This window comes from Saccharothrix sp. ALI-22-I (assembly GCF_001984175.1).
Classification (GTDB): domain Bacteria; phylum Actinomycetota; class Actinomycetes; order Mycobacteriales; family Pseudonocardiaceae; genus Actinosynnema.
The window spans coordinates 58,968-81,782 of record NZ_MTQP01000055.1; the positions used below are offsets into that span (position 1 = coordinate 58,968).

At 70.1% G+C, this 22,815-nt stretch carries 17 protein-coding genes and 1 pseudogene; 10 read left to right on the plus strand and 8 right to left on the minus strand.

What is annotated here, in order from left to right:
* Positions 1-40 precede the first annotated feature (40 nt).
* Complete coding sequence (locus ALI22I_RS14550) at positions 41-2,452, minus strand: PASTA domain-containing protein (protein ID WP_143532201.1); 2,412 nt, start codon at positions 2,450-2,452, stop codon at positions 41-43.
* A gap of 229 nt (positions 2,453-2,681) precedes the next feature.
* On the opposite strand from ALI22I_RS14550, the gene ALI22I_RS14555 reads away from it, so the two are divergent.
* From ALI22I_RS14555 to ALI22I_RS14580, 6 genes are all read left to right on the plus strand, one after another.
* Complete coding sequence (locus ALI22I_RS14555; protein WP_077006031.1) at positions 2,682-3,362, plus strand: hypothetical protein; 681 nt, start codon at positions 2,682-2,684, stop codon at positions 3,360-3,362.
* 89 nt (positions 3,363-3,451) lie between these two features.
* Positions 3,452-5,131: an FHA domain-containing protein gene (locus ALI22I_RS14560; RefSeq protein WP_077006032.1), complete on the plus strand. Its 1,680-nt coding sequence runs from the start codon at positions 3,452-3,454 to the stop codon at positions 5,129-5,131.
* A 62-nt stretch (positions 5,132-5,193) separates the two neighbouring features.
* Entirely contained in the window at positions 5,194-7,446 is a 2,253-nt protein-coding gene (locus ALI22I_RS14565; RefSeq protein WP_077006033.1) for a protein kinase domain-containing protein, read from the plus strand.
* Positions 7,447-7,468: 22 nt separating this feature from the next.
* The gene (locus ALI22I_RS14570) at positions 7,469-8,452 is read left to right on the plus strand and encodes an AAA family ATPase (RefSeq protein WP_077006034.1); all 984 of its coding nucleotides are present in this window, start codon (positions 7,469-7,471) and stop codon (positions 8,450-8,452) included.
* Entirely contained in the window at positions 8,449-9,609 is a 1,161-nt protein-coding gene (locus ALI22I_RS14575) for a DUF58 domain-containing protein (RefSeq protein WP_238598360.1), read from the plus strand. Before ALI22I_RS14570 ends, ALI22I_RS14575 begins: the two co-directional genes overlap by 4 nt.
* Positions 9,609-11,708 carry a transglutaminase-like domain-containing protein gene (locus tag ALI22I_RS14580; protein ID WP_077006035.1) on the plus strand — a complete coding sequence of 700 codons (2,100 nt, stop codon included), beginning with the start codon at positions 9,609-9,611 and terminating at the stop codon, positions 11,706-11,708. The genes ALI22I_RS14575 and ALI22I_RS14580 overlap by 1 nt, the downstream gene beginning before the upstream one ends.
* Positions 11,709-12,002: 294 nt before the next feature.
* Here the strand turns inward: ALI22I_RS14580 and ALI22I_RS14585 are convergent, their stop codons facing one another.
* The 4 genes from ALI22I_RS14585 to ALI22I_RS14600 form a co-directional block, all read right to left on the minus strand.
* Positions 12,003-12,209, minus strand: a complete 207-nt coding sequence (locus ALI22I_RS14585; RefSeq protein WP_077006036.1) for a hypothetical protein — start codon at positions 12,207-12,209, stop codon at positions 12,003-12,005.
* 288 nt (positions 12,210-12,497) lie between these two features.
* Positions 12,498-13,373, minus strand: a complete 876-nt coding sequence (locus ALI22I_RS14590; RefSeq protein ID WP_202970969.1) for an alpha/beta fold hydrolase — start codon at positions 13,371-13,373, stop codon at positions 12,498-12,500.
* Between the two features lie 649 nt (positions 13,374-14,022).
* The gene (locus tag ALI22I_RS14595; RefSeq protein ID WP_077006129.1) at positions 14,023-15,468 is read right to left on the minus strand and encodes an ATP-binding protein; all 1,446 of its coding nucleotides are present in this window, start codon (positions 15,466-15,468) and stop codon (positions 14,023-14,025) included.
* A 36-nt stretch (positions 15,469-15,504) separates the two neighbouring features.
* A complete protein-coding gene (locus tag ALI22I_RS14600; protein WP_077006038.1) occupies positions 15,505-15,870 on the minus strand; it encodes an Lsr2 family DNA-binding protein in 366 nt (121 codons plus the stop codon).
* A gap of 162 nt (positions 15,871-16,032) precedes the next feature.
* Here ALI22I_RS14600 and ALI22I_RS49190 point away from each other — a divergent pair.
* Positions 16,033-16,194, plus strand: a pseudogene (locus ALI22I_RS49190) (transposase); the annotation flags it as partial.
* Between the two features lie 461 nt (positions 16,195-16,655).
* Positions 16,656-18,149 carry a non-reducing end alpha-L-arabinofuranosidase family hydrolase gene (locus ALI22I_RS14610; RefSeq protein ID WP_077006039.1) on the plus strand — a complete coding sequence of 498 codons (1,494 nt, stop codon included), beginning with the start codon at positions 16,656-16,658 and terminating at the stop codon, positions 18,147-18,149.
* A gap of 261 nt (positions 18,150-18,410) precedes the next feature.
* On the opposite strand, the gene ALI22I_RS14615 is transcribed toward ALI22I_RS14610, so the two are convergent.
* Together ALI22I_RS14615 and ALI22I_RS14620 are read right to left on the minus strand one after the other, a co-directional pair.
* Positions 18,411-19,103 carry a B3/B4 domain-containing protein gene (locus ALI22I_RS14615; RefSeq protein ID WP_077006040.1) on the minus strand — a complete coding sequence of 231 codons (693 nt, stop codon included), beginning with the start codon at positions 19,101-19,103 and terminating at the stop codon, positions 18,411-18,413.
* A 5-nt stretch (positions 19,104-19,108) separates the two neighbouring features.
* Complete coding sequence (locus tag ALI22I_RS14620) at positions 19,109-19,714, minus strand: LysE family translocator (RefSeq protein ID WP_077006041.1); 606 nt, start codon at positions 19,712-19,714, stop codon at positions 19,109-19,111.
* Positions 19,715-19,743: 29 nt separating this feature from the next.
* Between ALI22I_RS14620 and pdxR the strand changes: the two genes are divergently transcribed.
* Positions 19,744-21,219, plus strand: coding sequence for a MocR-like pyridoxine biosynthesis transcription factor PdxR (gene pdxR / locus ALI22I_RS14625; protein WP_077006042.1), 1,476 nt, complete (start codon positions 19,744-19,746; stop codon positions 21,217-21,219).
* Between the two features lie 526 nt (positions 21,220-21,745).
* On the opposite strand, the gene ALI22I_RS14635 is transcribed toward pdxR, so the two are convergent.
* Positions 21,746-22,231: a luciferase domain-containing protein gene (locus tag ALI22I_RS14635; RefSeq protein WP_077006044.1), complete on the minus strand. Its 486-nt coding sequence runs from the start codon at positions 22,229-22,231 to the stop codon at positions 21,746-21,748.
* Between the two features lie 112 nt (positions 22,232-22,343).
* Between ALI22I_RS14635 and ALI22I_RS14640 the strand changes: the two genes are divergently transcribed.
* Positions 22,344-22,718, plus strand: a complete 375-nt coding sequence (locus ALI22I_RS14640) for a winged helix-turn-helix transcriptional regulator (protein ID WP_077006130.1) — start codon at positions 22,344-22,346, stop codon at positions 22,716-22,718.
* The last annotated feature ends 97 nt before the right edge of the window (positions 22,719-22,815 follow it).

Here is a 22,815-nt window from a genome sequence, read left to right on the forward strand (position 1 = left end):
AGGCCCTCTGGTACGGGAAGGGGTTCCCAACACCGTTGGATCAGAGAGCTCGCCACACGCAGCCCAAGGGCTCGTGATAGTCGAAGCCTGCCGGCGGCGCATCGAGGAAGTCCACTGTGTACCGCTCCTGGTTCCCGACCGGGATCCGGAACCGCGCGATCATGCGCTGGTCGGTGCGGCACTGGCCGTTCACCGGTTTGAGCACGAGGCCGACCCCGGATTCCAGTCGCCAGTCGGGCTTTTCGGTGCTGGTGTCCAGGGTGGAGTAGTGGTTCGGATCCAGGCCGCCGCACGCCCTGACGCTCGCGTTGCACATGAAGTCCCGGATCAGGCTCGCCGTGCCACCGTCGGGAATCGCTCCGACGGGGTACGCGTAGCCGAGAAATTTTTCGGCGTGGTACCGCTCTTGCACCGTCCCCTCGAAGCGGAGGATGTAGACGGGGGACCCGTTGTCGTGCTGGTAACGCCACAGCGGTACGGCTTGGTAGGGCGAGTAGTGCACGATCACCACGCCGCCGCGCTGCAGGGTGCCTGGGGCGGGTTGCTGGTCGGAGACCACGGCTCGGGGGTGGACACCGTCCGGCCGGAGCTCGCACGTCCAGCCGCCTTCGGCCAAGGTCTGGCACGCCTGCTCCTTGGTCATGTTCCTGACGTCAGGGACCGGAGGTAGCGGGGCGGCTTGGCGGTACACGGTCAGCACGACGGCGTCCCCGATGCGGACCTGTGCACCGGGTGCGGGGGTCGACGACTCGACGGTTCCGGGAGCCGGGCCCTCATTGCCCTGCTCGATCCGGCACTGCACCTGGTCGTTCGACTCGGCGATGATCGCGCTGCAGGCCGCGTCACCGGCGTGCACCCCACCGCGGAGGTCGGGCATCGCCACGAAACCCCAGTGGCGAACGGCGACCCTGGTACCCGCGGTGACGAATTCGCCGCCCTTCGGTGACTGCTCGGCGACCACGCCCAGCGCGGCCCAGTTCGCCCCGGCGGTCGGCATGGCCTGCTCGTCGCAGACGTCACCGCCGGGCGGCGCCGCGGCGGCGTTGACCGAGTCGCACGCCGGCGTGACGAGCATGCCGACGACATCGGGGACGCGCACGTTGTCGCCGTAGACGTGAACGGTCACCGTCGAGCCCTCGGGCGCTTCTGTGCCGCCGCGCGGGTTGGTGTCGCGGACCGTCCCGGTGGCCCCACCCGGCCCGATCTCCACCACCTGGCAGCGCAGTGCGGCCGCCTCGACCAGCGTGCAGGCCTGTTGCCGATCCGTGCCGGGTGGGACGACCGGGACGGTGCGCTTGGGCACCTGTGGCGGGGTCACGGTCGCCGTCGGGGAAGTGGTCGCGGTGGGGCTTGCCGGTGAGGTTGGTCGGGTGGTCGACGGCGGCGGGGGCGTCGAGCTGCGGGGCGGTTCCGACGGTTGCACGGGTTCGGGGTTCTCGGTGTCGGTCTTCACACCGGGCGCCTTGCCCTTGTCGATCACGGTGCGCCGCCCGTCCGGGTCCACCGCGACCGTGCGGCGGTCCACCGGGTCATTGGCCACCACGCGCTTGTCCTGCACCTCGACGGTGAACTTCTCCGACTTGCCCGGCACCGTGATCGACTCGGTGCGGGAGCCGGTGCGCAGGTCGAACGACCGCAGCTCGTGCTCGGCGTAGTCGGGGACGTAGACGCGGTCCTCCAGCACGACCGGTGCGCCCAGGTTGTGGTCGACGCCCTTGGGCAGGTCGAATTCGCGCCGTTGGCCGGTGCGCGGGTCCACCGAGACGAGCTTGCCCCTGCGGTCCAGCACGAGCAGGTAGCGGCCCGCACCCTTGGCCGAGGGCACGGACACGGTGTCGCCGTGTGGCACCGGCTCGCGGCTGATCGACTTCAGCGGCGTCGCGGCGACGTCCAGCGCCTCACCGGACCGCGTGATGCCGATCGGCCGTCCGTCGGCCAGGGTCAGGTGCTCGATGGGCTCCGGTGCGGGGACGGTTCGCTCCACCTGTCCGCCGACCACGTGCACGGCCTTGCCGTCCTCGGTCAGCACCCAGATGCCCGCTCCGCCGTCGCCCACCGCGGTCGGCGTGGCGCGGGGCACCGACACCGGGGTCTGCGGGGTGCCGTCGGGGTCGATCAGCTCGACGACGTCCTCGCCCGGCCGCAAGAGGTAGGCGGCCGAGGTGGCTGCGACGACGACGGGCACCTCGTCGGGGCGCGGCACGCCCGCGGACGACTGGTTGATCGGCGCACCCTGCTTGCCCAGGTCCTCGTTGAGCAGGAGCACCTGCCCGGTGGCGTGGTTGACCGACGCGGTGCGGCCGTCGGCGAGCCGGACCAGCTCCAGTTGCTGCCCACCCGTGGCCAAGGCCCGTGCTTCCGCCTCGACGCGTTCGGTTTCGGTGTTGACCTGCACCACCCCGTCACCGTGGTGCACGATGGCCTGAGCATTGCTCAATTCCGTGTCCGTCATGCTGTAACCAGCGCCGACCGATGCCGCGAACACCGCCGCGAGTACCGCGCCGACCAGCACGAGCAGGCGTGATGTGCTTTTTCGACGGGCTGGCGATTCACTCACTTGAGGTCTCCGGTACGACGATTGGAGTAACGCGTCATTCGGGCGTGGCACGGGGTGCTTGTGGAGGGTACAAAAGCGCCGGGCGCCGTCAAATGGGAAGTACTCCCCAAGGGTCGGAGGATTTGTGAGCGGGCAACTGCCGGTGGAGGTCCGGGTGGGTGCGCGGGCCTACACCGTGTCACCGGGTGAGGAGTTCGAGTTCGGCCGTTCGAGGGAGTGCACGGTGTGCCTGGATCCCGACGACGCGGCGATCTCGCGCCGCGCGGGCGTGATCACCTCGGAGAACGGCATCTGGTTCGTGGTCAACACGAGCGGCAGGCGCGGGCTCGAACTCGTCGACGACCGCGGGCTGCGCAGCCTGGTCGCACCGGGGAAGCGCTCTGTGCTGCAGGGATCGATGCGCGTTTACGTGCAGGGAAGTCGACCTCAACCGCACGTCGTGGAGATCGACGCCCATGAATTCGATTCCGCATTAGTGCGGGAATTGCCGACCGGGCAGCCCACCATCACCGGTGACGATGTCGTGCTCACCCGGGAGGAGAAGCTGGCACTGACCGCGCTGTTCGCCGGTTACCTGCAGAAGGGTGCGGCCTATGATCCCTACCCGCGCACTTATGACGCCGCCGCCAAGCGGTTGGGTTGGCCGCGCACCACGCTGCTGCGCAAGGTCGAATATCTGCGCACCCGTCTGACGAAGGCGGGAGTGCCCAACATGAACGGCGCCAACGCGTTGATCAACCTCGCCGAGCACGTCCTGACCCGCGGCCTGATCACCGAGCACGACCTGCGCCTCGTCGGCCTGTGACGCCGGTTTGGGAAGGGCTTCCGATTCCGTCGCGACAGCGGGCTGCCTAGCGTCCGGACCGACGGCGGAACCGATCGCGGGAGCGGCACGTGGTGGAGGTCGGGTTGGTGTGCGTCGGGCGCGACGGCGTCCGGCGCGCGGTCGTCGTGACCGTCGGGCCGGAGCACCGGGTCGCGGAGTTGGCTCGGGCGCTGGGCTGCCGTGAAGCCCTCTACCTGGGGCCGGTCGCGCTGCCGGGTTGGCTGCCGGTGAGCGGGTCGGGCATCGCGAACGGCACGGTCCTCGGCCTGGACGCGGCACCGCCTGTCGACCGCGGCGCGGCGGTGGGCGGCGGCGCGCGGGAGGTGGCGGTCGTGGGCGGTCTGCACTGCGGGCCGAGCACGACTCTGTACCCGGTGGGGGAGTTGAAGATCGGTCGTGCGGCGGATGCCGACCTGGTCCTGGCCGACGCGGAGGTGAGCAGGCGACACGCCCGGCTGCGGATCTCTGCGGAAGCCGAACGCGTCCACCTGGAGGACGCCGGTTCGCGCAACGGCGTGAGGTGGCGCGGGTGGCTGCTGGAGGGTTCGGCGGAGCTGGTCCCCGGTGACGTCGCGGAGTTGGGCGAGACGGTGATCGGCCTGCGCGAGACCGTACCCGCCGATGCGGAGCTGACCGACGCGCCGGATGGGATGAGCCGGGTGTTGCACCGTCCGGCCGAGCGCCCGACCACGGTGGCGTCCGGCGAGGAACGGGTGCTCCGCGCGCACGACCCCGATCCGACGATGCTGGTGAGCATCGCCTGCGGACCGTCCGCCCGGCTGTGGGAGCGTCGCCGCACCGATCCGGACTTCCTGCGCCTGCGCCTCGGGTTGCACGACCGGCCGGCCGAGGTCCGTTCGCCGTTCGCCGTTCCTGCGCCGATGCTCCACGCGGTGCCGGTCACGGCGGACCTGCACGAGGCCGGCGCGCTCGGCCTCGCCGGACCGCGTCCCGCGCTGCTCGCCTCGGCGAGGGCAGTCGTCGCGCAGGCCGCGGTGTTGTGCGCACCGGACGACCTGGTGATCGTGGTGGTGACAGGGCCGGGCGGAGCGTCGGATTGGGAGTGGGCCGGCTGGCTGCCGCACACCCGGCCCCCGATCACGGAGTTCGACTGCTCGCGGCTCGTCGCCACCGACGAGGACCAGGCTCGCGCCAGGCTCGGTGAACTGCGCGCTCTGGTGGTGCGGCGCCGTGCCGCGCCGCGGTCCGGCGGGAGCCGGGTGCTCGTCGTCCTCGACGGCGTGCGGCGGCTGCACGGGGTGCCCGGCCTGGCGGAGGTGCTGGCGGAGGTGCTGGCCGAGGGGCCGGCGGCAGGTGTCACCGCGCTGTGCCTGGAGGAGGACCCGGACGGGCTGCCCGGCGCCTGCGGCACGACCCTGGTGGCCGGCAACGAATCGGGCAGCCGTGCCGAGTTGCGGTACCGGGGGTTCCCCGCGGTGGCCGACGTGCTGGTGGACGGGCTCCTCCCGGAGCACGCGACGCGGCTCGGCTTGGCGCTCGCGCCGATCGTCATGCCGGGCGACGGCCCGCAGGAGCCGCGAGGAGCAGCGGGAGGTGACCTGTCCGTGCGACCGCGGCTGATCACCGACCTGGGGCGTGCGACCGGGAAGCCGGTGGAGGCCGAGGACGGCCGCACCGGCGTGGTGGTCACCGCACATGTGCGGTTCGCGGGAGATTTCCTTGCGCCGCAGGAAGAAGCGACGGTGGCTCACGTCCGGAGTCCGGCTGTGGGACGTGCGGACCGGTGACTATGTTGTCCCACGATCGGGGGTCGGCGGTGGTTCTGCCGCGGGGGACTGGAGGTGCGGGCGTGGTCGCCATCGAACAGCTCGCCGGTTACCGGGTGACGACCGACCCCGGCCGAGTCGGCCTGTACGCCGTGGCGCGGGCCACGAGAGAGTCCGACCACGCCGAGGTGACCGTGCACGTGGTGGTCGAACCGCTGGACCGCGCGACCCTGCGCAGGGTCCGGACCGAGCTCTCCTCGATGGCCACCGCGCTGGAGGAGCTGAACAACCCGCTGGTCGTGCCGTTGCTGGACCACGGCCAAACGCCCGACGGCCGCCCGTTCTTCGTCACCGGGCCCACCGGCCCCTCCCTCGCCGACGAGTTGGCCGAACGCGGACCGCTGTCCCTCGACCAGGTGCGGCTGGCCGTCTTCGGCACCGCGACCGCGCTGGTGTCGCTGCACGACGCGAACCTCCTGCACCGAGGCCTGGGCCCGGCGGCGCTCCTCCGCCAGCCGAGTGGGCGGGTGCTGTTGAGCACACCGGTGCCGGCGGTGCTCGCCGAGATCGCCGGTGCGGTGACCGAGGGCTCCGGGCACGAGCCGATCGAGGTCCTCAAAGGCGGCGACTGGACACCGCGGGCCGAGGTGTACGCGTTCGCGTCGACGGTGTGGACGCTGGCGACCGGCAGGCCACCGGTGCCGGGGTCCAGGGACGAGCGGTTGCTGCACCTGTTCGACGAGTCGTCCGCGCCGCCGTCCGCGCCGGGCCTGCCGCCGCGGATGGCGGACCTGCTGCGCCGGGCACTCGCGCGAAGACCCGACGACCGGCCGCGTTCCCTCGCGTCGTTCGCCTTGGACCTGAAAGAGGAGCTGGCCGACCCCGGCCGCACGACGCGCCTCTCCCCTGGCGGGTTGACGCCGTCGGAGCAGGCGATGGGCACCGACTACACGCTGCTCTCGGAGTTGGGCTCCGGCAGCGCGGGCACGGTGTGGCGGGCTCGCCGCAGGAGCGACGGGCGCGAGGTGGCGGTCAAGGTCCTCAACCCCGAGGCCGATCCCGAGGGAGCCGGTCTCGCCCGACTCGCCCGCGAACACGCCACCTTGCGCGGACTCGACCACCCGCACCTGGTGAAGGTGCTCGACATCGTGGTCGACCGCGGCCGGTCGGCGATCGTCATGGAGCTCGTGCCCGGCACCGAGCTGCGAGGACTGCTCAAAAGCGGCCTGCTGGCACCCGCGGACGGCGTGCGGCTGCTGTCGGAGGTCGCCTCAGGACTGGCGCACCTGCACGAACGGCGCATCGTGCACCGGGACGTCAAGCCGGCCAACATCCTCGTGCGCACCACGGGGGACCGCCGCACGGCGCTGCTGACCGACTTCGGCCTGGCCAAGCCCCTCGGCGAACCGGACCTGACCAGGGTCGGCCTGCTGCTCGGCACCCCGTCCTACCTGGCGCCCGAGCTCATCACCTCCGGTGAACCCTCACCCGAGGCCGACGTGTACGCGCTGGGTGTCACGGCGTACGAGGTGCTGGCCGGCCGGCGGCCGTTCTCCGGCTCGACGACCGACCAAGTGCTCCGACAGCACCAGGTCCAGCGACCCGAACGGCCGGTGGGCCTGTCGGACGCGGCGTGGAGCTTCCTGTCTGCCTGCCTGGAAAAGGACCCGAGCGCACGGCCCAGTGCCGTCGAGGCGTCGGAGATCCTGCACGACCTGATCCGCGACCTCGCCCTCACCCCGTCGGAACCCGCGTCACCGCCGGACCGCGCCGGCACCGCGGACCAGTCCCTGCCGACGCGCACCGGCGCCCGGCCGGTCGAGCCCGCTCCGGGTCACGCCGTGGTCGACAACGGCGAGCAGTCGTTGCCGACCCGCACGAGCGGCCGTCGACCGGAACCCGCGCCCGCGCCGCCGGTGAGCCGTCCGGCGCGACGCCACCTGGTGGTCGCGGCCGCGGTGGTGGCGATCGCCGGGGCGGGCTTCGCGATCGGCACGCTGGTGATCCCGGGGATCGTCGACCCGGATCGGTCCGCGTCGACCGGTTCCCCGCCGACGAGCACCACCGTCCCCGGCATCTACCGCGTACCGGCCACCGTCGTGGTCGACGCGGACGGCGCGGCAACGGTGTCGTGGCCCGCGGACACGACCGCGTTGCCCGAGCTGGACCGCTTCGTCGTCATGCAGGGCAACAGCCCCCGACAGGAAGTGCCCGCCGACACCACCACCTACCGGGACCCCGAACCGCGCGAAACCGGCTGCTACTACGTGATCGCGCTCGGCACCACCGCGCGACCGCTCGACCCGGTACCGCAACCCGCCTGCCCCACCCGGTGACCCCACTGCGAGGACGACGACCTTGACGACCCACACCGCCACCGACGCCCACGACAAGGCCCTCCGGTTCCGGACCACGCACGACGCCGTCCTCGCCGAGGTCGAGCGGACGATCAAGGGCAAGGCGCCGGCGATCCGGCTCGCGCTCGCGTGCGTGTTCGGCGGCGGTCACCTGCTGATCGAGGACGTGCCGGGCACCGGCAAGACGTCGCTGGCCAAAGCGCTGGCCACGAGCGTGTCCGGGAGCTGGCAGCGCATCCAGTTCACCCCCGACCTGTTGCCCGGCGACATCACCGGCGTGTCCGTGTGGGACCAGACCCGGCAGGAGTTCCGCTTCCGCGGCGGACCCGTGTTCGCGAACGTCGTGCTGGCCGACGAGATCAACCGGGCCAGCCCCAAGACCCAGTCGGCGCTGCTGGAGGTGATGGAGGAGGGTCAGGTGACCGTGGACGGCGTCGGCCACCCGGTGCCCAGCCCGTTCCTGGTGGTCGCCACGCAGAACCCGATCGACCTCGAAGGCACCTACCAGCTCCCCGAGGCGCAACTGGACCGCTTCCTCATGCGGATCTCCCTCGGCCACCCGGACCTGGAGGTCGAGACCGAGATCCTGACCAACCGGGCCGCCGCCGCGCCGCCGGCGCTGCGGCCGGTGGCGACGCTCGACGACGTCGAGTGGATGCGCAGGACCGCGGCCGGGGCGCACACGGCCCCGGAGATCGCCCGCTACATCGCCCTGCTGGCCAAGGCGACCCGCGAGCACCAGGCCCTGCGACTGGGCCTGAGCACCCGTGGCAGCCTCGCGCTCATGCGGGCCGCGCAGGCGTACGCACTGGGGTCGGGGCGCCACTTCGTCGTGCCCGACGACGTGCGGGCGGTGACCGGACCGGTCCTGGCACACCGGCTGGTGCTCACCGCGCAGGCGCAGGTGCGCGGGGTGACCGCCGCTTCCGTGCTGGGCGAGGTGCTCGGCTCGGTGCCCGCCCCCACCCAGGCGGTGCGGGTGTGACCGGCCGCGTGCCGCTCACGGCCTCCGGCTGGGCGGTCCTGCTGGGCACCGGCGTGCTGCTGGTGGCCGGTTCCGTGCTCGGGTACGCGGTGCTCACCTCGTTGGCGGCCGCAGGCGGTGCGCTGCTGGTGCTGTGCGCCGCCACGGTCGTCGTGCGGCCGCGCGTGCGGATGACCCGTGAGGTCGTGTCGGAACGCGTGTCGGTCGGCGAGCCCGCGCTGGCCAGGCTGGTGGTGCGCAACCCCGGTCGGCTGCCCGTTCCCGAGTTGCTGGTGCTCGACCGGGTCGGCGGACAGCCGGTGGAGGTGAGGGTGCCCGCGCTGAGCCCGGGCGGGTGGCGTGCCGTGCCGTACTCGCTGCCGACCGGGCGCCGGGGACGTCTGCTCGTCGGGCCGCTGCTGGCCGGGCGGCGGGATCCGCTCGGGTTGTTCCGGCGCGTGCAGCCACAGGGGGGCACCGACGTGCTGTGGGTTCACCCGCGCGTGCACCACGCGCACCGGATCCCCGTCGGGACGGTGCCGGACTATGAGGGCCGCGCCGAGGCGTCGAAGGCGGGGACGATGAGCTTCACCTCGCTGCGCGACTACGTGCCCGGCGACGACCCGCGCCGCATCCACTGGCGCTCCACGGCCCGCATGGGCCGGTTCGTGGTGCGCGACTCCGTGGACACGATGGAACCCACGGTGACGGTCGTCCTCGACACCCGGACCTCGGCGCTCGACGCGCCGGCGTTCGAGCACGCGGTCGAGGTCGCCGCGTCGGTCGCGCAAGCCGCGGTGGACACCGGGCGTCCGGTGGGTGTGCGCGTGGTGGGTGAGGACCCGTCCGGGTCCGACGCGGTCTCGGTGCTCGACCGCCTGGCCGCGGCCGAGCCGACCGCCGACGGCGATCCGCTTCGGCTGCTGGAGGAAGTGGACCGAGCCCAGCCAGGCGGAGCGCTCGTGGTCGTCACCGGGCCCGGCGAGGACGCCGTGACGACCAGGCTGGCCCAGCGGCGCCGGCGGTTCGCGCCGATCGTGGTGCTGCAAGTCGTGCCCGCGCACCACGAGGCCCAGCCGCCCTACCGCAGGCAGGGGATGGCGGTCCTGAGCGCGAGCACCGCGGTGGAGGCCGTCACCGCGTGGAACCACCTGGTGCTCGGCGGGGTGGTGGCCTGATGTCGTCCGTTCGCGTGGTGTCGGCCGCCGGGTTGGCCGCCCTGGCCGCCTGGTCGTTCCGGCCGGTGTTCGACGTCGATGCCGGACTCGCTCTCGCGCTGGCGGTCGTGGTGCCGCCCGTGGTCGTCGCGGTGTGGGAACTGCTCACCTCCTCGGTGCTCAAGCGGCTGTCGGGCGGTGTGAGCACCGCACTGGCCCTGCTCTGGGTGGTCGCGGCCGTCGCGGCGGTCACCCGCCCCGGCGGCGACGCGCTGTCCGGACCGTTCAGGCTGCTGACCTCCGTGCTGCCGACCGAGGCCGCGGCGCCGCAACTGGCCGCCGTGTCAGTGCTGGCGGGCTTGACGTCGCTGGCCGCGGTGCACCTGACGGCCAAGGGCCCGCTCCTGCCGGTGCTGCCGCCGTTGGTGTGCCTGGTACTGGGACTTTCGCTCGGGGCCGCCGCAGGTCCGCTGCCGGCTTGGTACGTACCGGGTTTCGTCGTCGTGAGCACCGTGCCGGTGTTGCTCAGCGCCGGTACCGCCTCACGCGCCCGGCTCGTCGTCGGCGGTGTCGTGGTGGCGCTGGCGGCGGCAGCCGGCCTGGCCTTCGGACTCCTCGGCCCGGCGCCCCGCCCGCCCGCGAGCGTGCAGGCGTTGGTGGACGCGCCGGTGCAGCCCAAGCGGCACACCAACCCGATGGCCCAGTACCTCGCCCTGCGTGACGGCAGCGTGGTGCTGGAGATCGACGGCACGGCGTCGCAGCGGGTCGATCGGCTCGGCATGGTCACGATGACCGCGTTCGACGGCCGTGCCTGGTCACCGGAGGCGGACTACCGCCGTGCGGCACACCAGCTGCCCGTAGCACCGCAGAGCACCGCGCCGCGTCGCGAAGTCACCCTGGACCTGCGGGTGGGGACACCGGGCAGCCTCGGTTGGCTGCCCAGACCGGGGTGGCCGAGCAGGGTGAGCGTGCCGAACCTCGGCTTCGACGCCGACACCGGCGACCTGGTGGTGCCCGCGGGGCAGGAACCGCCCGCGCAGTACCGGATCAGCGCGAGCGAGCCGGTGGTGTCACCGGACCTGCTGCGCACCGACCAGCCGGCGGGCGTGCAACGACCGGATCTCGTGCTCCCACCCGAGGTGCTGGGTTTCGTCAATGTCGCGACCGCCGGTCACGACACCGAACTCGACCGGTTCCTCGGGCTCTACCACAACCTGCGCGCCGAACCGTTCCACTACGACGTGTCCGACGAAGCGGCGGGTGGCAACGGTCTTTACCAGATCTCCGCCCTGTTGAAGAACCACCGCGGCACCAGCGAGCAGTACGCGTCCGCGTTCGCCGTGATGTGCCGACAGTTGGGCTGGGACGCCAGGGTCGTGCTCGGCTTCAAGCCCCGCTGGGACGGCGACGAACTGCGCGTCCAGGGGCAGGACGTCTTCGCGTGGACCGAAGTCCGGTTCGAGCGGCTTGGGTGGCTGCCGATCGACCCCAGCCCAACCCGGACTGCCGCCTTGGGTGACGACGCGCCCGACGAGGCGACGGGAACTGTCCCCGGACTCGTCGAGCTGCCACCGGCCTACGAACCGGATCCGGCACCGGAGCCCGAGACGGGCGGCGTGGCGCCACCGGACCCCGTCGCGACCCCAGCGTCCGGCCGGTCGTCGAGTGTGGTGCTGCTTGTGGTGGGCGTCGGTCTGCTGGCGCTGCTGTTCGCGATCCCGCTGCTCAAGGCCGCGCGGCGTCGTGCGCGCCGACGAGCTTCCCCTCGGCGACGTGTCGCGGAGGCGTGGCGGGACGCGGTGGCCGCGCTACGCGCCGGTGGCGCCCATGTCCATGGAGGTCAGACCACGGGACAGGTGCTCCAAGCGGCACCGGAGAGCTGCGCGCCCGCGCTGCGCCTGCTCGCGGAACTGGTGGACCGCGTCGCGTTCAGCCCGGACGAGGTCATCCAGGACATGGCGACGACAGCCGAATTGCACGGCGACCAAGTCCGGAGCCGGATTCGTGCCGGACTGGGCGCAGGCCGACGAGTGGCCTGGCTGTTCGACCTCCGCCCGCTGCTGGCCGAACGCAGACCGGTCGAGTACGCGGACCTGCGCCCCGGCCTGCGCTCGAACTGATCAGACGTGAGTTCGACGGGCGACAACGGAAACAAGCCGCGTCGGATCGCGCTCACGGGTCCACAACTGCGCCGCGAAGAGGCTTCAATTCGATGAAAACGCAGAGGGGCCGCACTCGGTCATGAAGCGCGACCAGGATGGGAAGATCACCGCTTACGCCACGTATGTGGAAGCGGATTCGCAAAGCCCGCTACCCTTTCGAGTAGCTTAAACGAGTCGACGTGGATCCGGAGAGCGTACCGCACTTCAACACGGTGACCCAACAATACGTTAATGAAGTGATCTCAACGACTTTCAGCTGAGCCGTCCGTGTTCGATACGGGTGAGTGTGAGGGCGGCTTTGGTGATGTGGCCGATCTTGCGGGGGCTGGTTGTGAAGTGCCGCAGTGCGCGCCAACGGCCGGTCAGCAGTGCGAATCCGCGTTCGCCGAGGCAGCGCAGCCCGTGCAGCAGGGCGTTGTAGGTGCGCGTGTCGCCGGTGCTCCATGTCGTGGAATACACCGTGCTCGCAACGGGCGCACTGCATCGGCTTCGAGACACGGCTGCGGACATCGTCCGCTTGGGCCGGCGATCAGTGCTCGGCGCGGCAGGAACTGGAGAGGTGCACGCGTGGCCGGGCCGGTGTCGTCGTGGCGAGAAGCCTCTTGCTCGTGTTGAGCCGGACTCCGGGAACGGCATGCTGCCCGCAAGTACGAGGGCTATAGAAATTAATTAATCTGACAATATGCGCACCAATATGCGATAGGACTGACGGGAATTTTCTGCCTTTTGGCGATAAAATCATACCGCCTACATCGCGCCTGCAATCTCGCGCTGGACGAATCTCCGGACGGTCGCGCGCACGGCTTCAGGCTGTTCGAGCCATGGCTCATGCCCGGCATTATCGATGGAGGTCAGGGGGACCTCCAGCCGCTCCGCCAGTGACGCGAGTGCCGAGATCGGACGAGGATCACCAGCACCGCCGATGATCTCCACCGCCGCCGGAAGGCGCGTGCGCAATTCGTCCAGGTGGTCGTCGAGCGGATCGGCGCGATTGTCTCTGCCCAGATCTCGATTCATCGACCAGTTGATTGGCCTCCGTTGCTTCGCGCTCTGAGCGGCCCATTCCCAGCCGTGCTCCGTGTCCACGTGGTCGGTGAACCACGACAAGGTGAGCAGTTCCTGCTCCTGCTCCTCGGTGCGGGACCGCAATTCATCCAGTTCGCGGTGTCGGTCGCGCTGGGCGGGCGTTGTACGGCGGTTGCGTTCCGCTCGGTCTGCCTTGCGCCAGTCGCCGACAAACGGCCCGCACATGAGTAGTAGCGCCCCAACCTTTTCCGGATGGGCCAGACAGAACCTGCAGGCGAGATCGGCCCCGTAGGAGTGTCCGACAATTATCGCCCTAGGCGCTTCCCAGATCTCCAGGAGCTCAGCGAGATCAGCGACATGTCGAGCCAGTGTGTGGCGCATCCGCCAGACGGACTGCCCGGTACCGCGCTGAAAATAGCGGTACGTAGGAGCGAGATCCGACACCATGGCGGCGACATCGCCCAAGTAATCCGGCACGCCCGGCCCACCATGGAGCATCACCACCGGAGGTTTACGAGTCGCGTCCCCCGCCATTGACCAGCTAATCGACGCACCATCAGACATTGGTGCCAGTCCATGCCGCTCTTTCAAGCTCACTGGTGGAACTCTACACGAGCACCGGATACCGCCCTGGAGCAGCCTCGCCCGACCGGCACGTCAAACCACGGCGGCAATCCGGTGACTGTGCTACAGAAATTCGGCGTACCTAGCCATGATGATGAGCAACCGGTTGGTGACTTCGCGTCTGACGGCGCCGACGAACCGCTCGGCGTAGCAGTTGGCTCGCGGGCAGCGTGGTGGGTCTTTACGATCTCGATGCCGGCATCGGCGAAGACGGTGTCGAACGAGGCGGTGAACTGGCTGGCCCGTCGCGGACCAGGAACCGGAAGTCGTCGGCCCGGTCGTCGAGGTCAATGAGCGGGTTGTGGGCTTGTTGGGTGGTTCATGGTCCGTCGGGGTTGGTGGTGGTGCCGAGGATGTGGACGTAGCGGGTGGCCGCCTAGAGCACGAAGAACACGTAGACCCGTTTGAGCGTGACGGCGCAGTCGACGTGGAAGACCTTGGATCCGGCGGTAGCCCCAGCCGGTGTTCTCCCTCGCCATCCGTTCGATCAGCGCCACGACGCGGTGTCGTCGACCGGTGGGGCGCCCGGTCCGATTTCGGGTAGGTCCGCTTCTTCGCGACCACTGGCACCGCCGCTCTACCGGCTACGACGACTTCGAGCGGCGCAGGTTCATCGGACTGTTCAGTCGATCTTCCAGCAATCCGTGATCTCGTCTGGCCCCCACACGAGGTCGACTTCGTCGGTGCCGATGTCCGCGCCGGACAGGGACACGACGGCCAGTCCGGAGCGGCCCGTTTCGTAGCCGGGGACGTGGTTGGCCGAGTGGCGAAGCGATTCGAGGTCGTGGCGGTCGAATGCACTGCCGATCCACTTGATCGACCCGGCGAAGTCGATCCGACCGGCGACGGGGGAGCGGTCGGCTCCGACGAGGTCGACCTCGGGGTTGTGCTGCCGGTTCCACCAGCCGCCCACCACGGTGACGTCGGGCCAGGGCAATTCGCCGGCCTGCCCGGCGAGTTCCAGCGCTTCGCGGATCAGTGGTTCGACAGCCCGACCGCGCCAGCTGGTCCACCGGCGCTCCAGCACGCGTGCGCCGATCTGGGGACGTCCGCGGCGTGCCTGTTCCTGGATGGCGCGTCCGATGGTCAGGTAGAAGCGCAGGTTGCCATCGGCGACCCGGTAGAGCGCCGGTTTGCCAGACTTGGTCGACAGCGGGTGGTCCACCGCCAAGACCCGCTTCTCCTCTGTCAGCCGACGCAGCAGCGGCGACAGCGTCCCGGAGGGGATTTGTCCCTGGCCGCTTCCTGCGGTGGCGGCGATGTTGGCGTGGGTGCGGTTATCCCCACCGATCGACTCCACGACGCGATGAGCCTGGTCGGGCGCGGGGAACTCGGCCAGCAAGGCGGACTCCGGCACGCCGAACAACGGCGCCGCCGGGTCCTCGCATTCCCTGCGCAGGAAATCGGCCGGTGGCATGGCGTGGGGCCAGGTGCGGATGATGCCGGGTAGTCCGCCGGTGACGAGATGCGCATCGATCGCGTCCGCCGCGTCCAGGCCGAGGGCATGGCCGGTCTCGACGGGGTTGAGCGGTCCGAGCACGAGGTTGTCCGCGCGCCCGTAGAAGGGGCGGTCGTAGGCGGTGAGGCGCTCCATCATGTGCAGGTCGCTGCCCAGCAGTACCAGCAACACCGGGCACCGCGACCACAATCGGTCCCACGCGGTCTGCAACGCGCCGTCGAAGACCTCGTCCTGTTCCGCCAGCCATGGCAACTCGTCGAACACCACGACCGACGGTGTCTCCGGCAGGGCCGCGCCCAGGACGCGGAACGCGTCGGGCCACCCGCCGGTGACTCCGGTGGGCGGCCCGACCTGTCCGGCGGCCAAAGACGAGTCGGCGAGTTCGGCGAGGAAGGTGGTGATCGACTCGACCGATGACGCACCTTTGGTGGCGGCGAAGTAGAAGTAGGGGACGTCGGCTCGGTCGCAGAACTCCTGCACGAGCCGCGACTTGCCCACCTGTCGTCGTCCGCGGATTGCGATCGCGGTCCCCTCTCGTGAGGTGATCACTCGATCGAGGCGCTTGTGCAGCAGGCGCAGTTCGGCCTGTCTGCCCACGAAACCTGACATGCGCATGATTGTAGATGGGATCTACATAGACAGCATCTACGTTCTGAGGATGGGCCATTCTGCGAGGACGACCCGATCGACGTCGCCACCGGCGTCGATGTCCTGCGGGATGCGGCCGCGGTCGGCGACCTGTCTGCCGGTTCGACGGGCCCACGCCCGGACGGCTGTCGGGTCGACCATCCTGGTGACGTGCGGAGCGGACTGTGGTTGGTTGACGATCACGACACTGTCGCGCGCGGCGTCGCGGATCTCCTGGGGGGTGCGCGTGGTGTTGACCTCGGGGTGACCGGAGGGCAGGTGGCGCAGGGCGGCGCCGAGTTTGCTGTCGCGGAAGATGTTCTCGATGCCGGTGCGGTGCAGGTATCGGTGCCCGACCCGGGCGGCTTTGTCCGGTGTGGACACGTCGAGGTCGGTGAGGGCGAACGGGTATCCGTGGATCGCGTCGGCGTCGGCCAGCTCCTCCAGCGGGAGGGCGCGTTGGTCGGGGTGCGGCGCAGCCGGGAGCGGGGATCGGCCGAGACCCGGGAGATGTCGGGTCGGACCCGGCGGATCAGGAGGAAGGTCCTGGCCACCGCCGAGCCGAAGAAGCTGCGCTACCGGCTGCTACACGTCGCGGCCCGCATCACCCGCACCGTCAGACGCACCCGGCTGCGCATCGCCGAAGGCCGGCCCTGGGCCAGCGACCTGGTCAACGCGTTCACTCGGCTGACCGCGCTACCGCAACCAATCACCCGAACACCGGCCCACGTCCCGACGAGCAGCCGGCGGAGGACCCCGGCCACCACGCCGGGCCATCAGCATGCCCGCGAACTCCAGCGAACCTCTTCCGAGATCGACTGCCCGGATCGCGGCCTTGATCAACGGTTGGCGAAAAGGCTGAGGTCAGCTTGACCGCCGCCGAGCCTCGGCGAGGCCCAGCGTCTCACGTGGGACTTCCCAAGAAAACCTTCCTGTTACATCTTGACGCGGTCGTTGTTATCGTTCACAGTTCGCGTGGCGCGTTCAGTCGTACCGCTGGTTGGCTACTGACACCTATACCCCTACATATTCCTGCACGGATCGTCCTCGGAAATGTTAGCGCTAACACGTCGCTTCCGGGCAGTTATCCGTGCGCGGGTGTCGTCGGGGTCCGCGCCGATGCGGCCCGCCTCATGTCGGCGGCCCCAAACGATGAAAGGAACGATGCTATGTCGGTTGGGTTTGCGCGCACCGCGAGGTGGCGCCGTCGGTGGCGGCCGGGGTTGGCCGCTGCGGCAGTCGTGGCGGTCCTGGGCGGGCTGCTCACGGTGGCCACGACGCCGGCGTCGGCCGCCACGGTGGACACCACCGCCTGGTACGTACTGGTGAACCGCAACAGCGGCAAGGCGTTGGACGTGGCGGGCGTGAGCAGCGCCGACGGCGCCGCGGTCACGCAGTGGGCCCGGCACGACGGGACCAACCAGCAGTTCCAGTTCGTGGACTCCGGCGGCGGCTACTACCGGATCAAGGCGCGGCACTCCGGCAAGGTGATCGACGTGTCCGGCTGGTCGACGGCCGACGGTGCCGCCATCCACCAGTGGACCGACGGCAACGGCGCCAACCAGCAGTTCCGGCTGGCCGACTCCGACAGCGGCTACGTGCGCCTGGTCAACCGCAACAGCGGCAAGGTCGCCGAGGTGCAGAACGCCTCGACCGCCGACGGCGCCGGCGTCGTGCAGTACAGCGACTGGGGCGGCAGCAACCAGCAGTGGCAGCTCGTCCGGGTCGGCGGGGGCAGCGGCACGTGCGCTCTTCCGTCGACGTACCGCTGGACATCGACCGGCCCGTTGGCAAACCCGAGCGCGGGGTGGGTCGCGCTCAAGGACTTCACCGCCGTGAAGCACAACGGCCAGAACCTCGTCTATGCCACGACGCACAACGGCCTCGCCGGTGAGCAGGGGCGCTGGGAATCGACGGCCTTCAGCCCCTTCACGAACTGGTCCGACATGGCGTCGGCCACCCAGAACAGAATGTCCTTCGGTGCCGTCGCGCCGACGCTGCTCTACTTCGCCCCGAAGAACATCTGGGTGCTCGCCTACCAGTGGGGTTGGCCGGATACCTTCTCCTACCGCACCTCTAGCGACCCCACCAACCCCAACGGCTGGGGCCCGCAGCAGCAGCTGTTCACGGGTACCCTCCCCGCAGGGGCCCCTCTCGACCAGACGCTCATCGCCGACGGCACGAACATGTACATGTTCTTCGCCGACGACCTCGGCGGCATCTACCGCGCCAGCATGCCCATCGGGAACTTCCCGGGCAGCTTCGGTTCGTCGTACACGAAGATCATGAGCGACACGCCGGAGAACCTGTTCGAGGCGGTCGAGGTCTACAAGGTCAAGGACCAGAACCAGTACCTCATGATCGTCGAGGCGCAGGGGTCGAACGGGCGCTTCTTCCGCTCGTTCACCGCCACCAGCCTGGGCGGCACGTGGACACCGCAGGCCGACACCCAGAGCAACCCCTTCGCCGGCAAGGCCAACAGCGGCGCCACCTGGACCAACGACATCAGCCACGGTGACCTGGTCCGCACCAACCCCGACCAGACCAAGACCATCGACCCCTGCAACCTCCAGTTCCTCTACCAGGGACGCGACCCGCGCTCCGACGGCATGGAGTACGGCCTCCTGCCGTACCGGCCGGGCGTGCTGACCCTGCAGCGCTAGCCAGTGGCGTGACGCAGGTCCGACTCCGGTTTTCTTGACGTCCGCGGGCATCGACGTACGCCGAACCGGGTGAGCGTCACGGCGAGCGATCAGGAACGTGTGGAGCATGAGCGGGCGGGCTCGGCGCAAGGCCGAGCCCGCCCGCGCACGCAGAGAACTCGGAATGACGGTCGGGACCTGTGCGGCGAGATCGAGCAGGGCGGTGTTGCGTGCTGGCCGTGCTCGGATTCCGCATCTCGGGAGGCAGCCCTTCTGTCGTGGTCAGACGACGAACTCCGGGTTCGAGCGGCTCAGCACGGCGGTCTTCGCATTGGTCGACCAGGCGGTGGACAGCTCGTCGGTGAGGGTGGCGACGAGCCGGTGGATGTCGTCGGGGGCGGTGTCGTGCAAGGCTTCCGCGACAATCAGGGCGGTGTTCGTCGTTGGTGAGACGGCGGAGCGGCCGCTCTGGCGGTTGGTCCATCGACGGGCGTGGGCGTTCCCGGCCGCATCGACGAAGGTCACCTCACCGGGCTGGGGGTTCTCGGTCGTCCCGCCGAAGGTCACGTAGGTCTCCTCGCCGGTTGCGTGGCGAACCTCGAGGGAGTCGACGATCTCGGCGACGTCGAGCACCGCCACCGGGATCGCGAACGCCATCGAGACCGCGTTGCACAGGTCGACCAGCGGGTGGATGCTCGGCAGTGCTCCTTCCTTGCGGAAGCGCCGCAGCAGTGACTCCGAGGCGCACCGGTACTGCGTCGGCTTGAGCCCCAGCCGGGCGTACGCCCGACGCCACGCCTGGATCTCGGGCAGCTCCGACTCGCCTGAGCCAGCGAGCCGTCGCTCGGCGACGAGGCCGTACGCGGCGACCTGCCGGGCGACGTCGCGGTCCCGGCTGATCCCCTCGACGTACAGCACACCGGGAACGAGCGCGGGAAAGTCGTGCCACAGCTCGTCGGAATGGCGGAAGCGCAAGGGTTTCATCCTCCCGAGAAGGCCAGTTTGGCGCTGAGCGCGACGAACGCCGCGGCGAAGGTGCGCCGTACCCAGGCCATTATTCGAGGTCGGGCGAGCACCTTGTGGCGGACGGCGGCGGCGAACGCGCCGTAGCCGGCGAAGACCACGAACGTCAGCACCATGAACACCGCGCTCAGCTCGACCATGCGGGCGACGGGGTCGCCGGGCCGGACGAACTGTGGCAGGAACGCGACGAAGAAGATCGTGAGCTTCGGGTTCAGGATGTTGACCAGGATGCCGGACAGGATCACCTTGGCGGCCGAGCGGGGCGCGGCGTCGGTCGCCACGGCCAGCTCGTCCCGGTCGCGCAGCGTGCTCCACGCCAGGTAGAGCAGGTAGGCGACACCCAGGTAGGTCAGGATCCGGAACGCCAACGCGCTCGTGTGCAGCAATGCGGCAAGGCCGGTGATCGCCGCCGTCACGTGCGGGACGATCCCGAGCGTGCAGCCGGCCGCCGCCACCAGGCTGGCGCGGGTGCCGCGGGAGAGCCCCGCCGCCACCGTGTACAGCACACCGGTGCCTGGCGTGGCCACGACGACCAGCGACGTGAGCAGGAACTCAACACTCATGCGGTCCACCCTGCTGCAAGACTGGTCCGGTGAACAGGTCCAAACCGGAGCTGTCTGACAGGTCCATAACGGCCGGGTCGGACTTCCTCCAGCTCGACGTCGGCGAGGCCCCGGCCGGCGGTCGGTCGGCATGGCTCGCCCAGCGGCTGCGGCTGGCGATCGCCGACGGCAGCCTCCCGGTCGGCAGTCGGTTGCCGCCCACCCGCGTCCTGGCGACCGAGTTGCGGGTGTCCAGAGGCGTGGTCATCGAGGCGTACCGGCGGCTGGTGGAGGACGGGCACGTCGCCGGCCGGGGACGTGCTGGCACGGTGGTCGTGGGTGGGGTGGATCGCTCGTTCACGCCCGCCTGCCGGGCCACGAGCCCGGCGCGGATCGGCACGGTGTTCGGCAGCCCGCCGGGCGCCGACGTCTTCGACACGCTGCGCGCCGCCGACGCGCGGATCGACCTGTCTCCCGGTGTGCCCGACCTGACCGCGTTCCCCCGAACGGCGTGGCTACGTGCCGAGCGGGCGGTGCTCGGGGAGCTGTCGCCGAGTGCCTTCGGCTACGGCGATCCACGCGGGACGCCGGCACTGCGGCTGGCCGTCGCGCGCTGGCTGGCGCGCTACCGGGGGATCAGGGTCGACCCGGACGAGGTGGTCGTGGTCGCCGGGGTGGCCCAGGCGCTCGTGCTACTCGCGGAGATCCTCCGCGCGGACGGGATCACGGAGCTGGCCGTGGAGGACCCCGGCTCGCTCGGCGCCCGACAGCACCTGCGCCACCTGGGCCTCGCCACCCCGCCGGTCCCCGTCGACACCGACGGGATCCGGGTGACCGACCTGTGTGCGCAGGGATCGCCGGCCGTGCTGCTGACCCCGGCGCACCAGTTCCCGACCGGTGTGGTGCTCGGTGGTGAACGTCGCCGCGAGCTCATCGCCTGGGCTGAGTCGGGCGGCCTGGTCGTGGAGGACGACTACGACGCCGAGCACCGCTACGACCGGCCGCCGGTGCCCGCGCTCCGGTCGATGCTGCCCGAACGGGTCTGCTACACCGGAAGCGTGTCCAAGCTGCTAGCACCGGCGCTGCGGGTGGGATGGGCACTCGTGCCGAGCCGCTACCTGTCGGCACTCGTCGACGCCAAGCGCTACGCCGACCTCGGCAACGCCGCGCTGCCGCAGCTGGTGCTGGCCCACCTGATGGAGTCGGGCGAGCTCGAGCGACAGCTGCGCTTCGTCCGCAGGCGTCACCGCCGCAAACGCGACGCCATGATCACGGCGATCACGACCCACCTACCGCACGCGGTGGTGCACGGCGCGGCGGCGGGCCTACACCTGATGATCACGTTCGACGCCGAACTGTCCGATGTGGACCTGGCGGCCGCGGCCCTGGCTCGAGGGGTGAAGACACAGCCGCTGTCCTGGCACCGGCAACGGCCCGGCCCACCCGGACTCGTACTGGGCTACGGCGCCAGCACCACCATCGAGATCACCGAAGGCATCACCGCGATCGCCGACGCCCTGCACTGACAAGTCCCTGATTACCGCCTACCGCTGAGGGCGGATCCTGTGTGATGCCGCGGCCGACGGGCTCGCCGGACTCGATCCTGCGGTGCACGACCTTGCCAACAAAGCACATCGTTGTTGGTGGGTGATGGCCCACAGGTCAGCGGCGCGCCGACTGCCCTCGACGATCCCCGGGGTGCGGGTGACACTGCCGTCCTTCGCTCACTTGGCGAGGATCTTCCCCTGCGGTTGACCGTCCGATGTTGGCGGCACCCGCCGCCGCGTGAACGACGGCATGGAGGTCGAAGGCCGGACTGTCGTGGTCAGTGGCGGAGCAGACCAGGTGTTACGGGTGTGGGACACGGAGACAGGCGAACTCCGCGCGGCGTACGGCGGTCACGCGGATCCGATCCTGACCGTTGGCTGTACCCAAGTTGGCGCCAGGTCGATCGCGGTCACGGGCAGGTCGGACGGTGTCCTGCGATTCTGGGACCTCGCCGCCGGCACGCTCCTGGCCACTCCTGGCGTGCGGGCGTAGTGAACGACAAAATTAGTGCGGGCCGGTTGCCAGCAGGGTGTGGCCGGTGGCGTAGCGGTATGACGCGGCGATCACGGTCTTGGCGATCTGCAGTTCATCGTCGGTGCGGGGGCCGTAGAGCATCAGGACGTTGATGGTGGGTGAGTAGAGCGGGTGGCGCTCGCCCCAGCCCTTGGTGATGACTTCCTGCTGGTCTTCCAGGGCCAGGGCCAGGTGCAGGCTGCCGTCGGTGTGGACGTGGGCGAGTTCGGCGTTCAGCCGGGGTGGCAGCAGCACCGTGCCTGGCGGGGGTGGTGTGTTGTCGAGGAAGAAGGCCAGTGATCCCGGCTCGGAGATCTCGCTGAGGCGGATGACGGTTCCGGGCAGGTTTGCGGTCATCCACTGCTTGAGTCGTTCACGTAGTTCGGCTGGGCTGTTCTGGCTGAGTTGGACGTGGGGGACCGAGGGGCCGGTGCGGGGGCGGTCGCCGGTGCGGGTGGGAAGGGTGAGCGCGGTCATGTGTGGTTCCTCCTGCTGTCGAGCTGTCCGATGGCAGGAAAGCTAACATCCTGAATACAGTAGGTTCCTAGAAGAAAGTGACTCTCTTTGAGGAACGTGTGAGGTGGACCCGATGCGCAAGCCTGTCGACGCTGTCGAGGCGTGCCCCATCAGCCCGGTGGTGGACCTGGTGTTCAGCCGGTGGTCGACACCGATCCTGTGGGTGCTCAAGGAGCACGGCCGGCAGCGGTTCGTGGAGATCCAGCGGCGCCTGCCCGCGATCACCTCGAAGGTGCTCACACAGCGGCTGCGGCAGCTGGAGCGCGACGGGCTGGTGACGCGCTCGTACCACGCGGAGATCCCACCTCGGGTGGAGTATGAGATCAGCGCTCTGGGCCGAACCCTCGGGCCCGTGTTCGCCGTGCTCACCGACTGGTCCGATGCACACCTGCCCAGTGTGGAAGCGGCCCGTCACGCCTACGACGAGGCCAACCTCCAAGCCCGCTAATCGCCAGCGCATGCGCGGTCATGTGGTCTTCCGCACGCAGAATGATCAAGCGTGGATGGCTCACCGCCGGATCCACGTCGGCAGCAACAATCGCGCC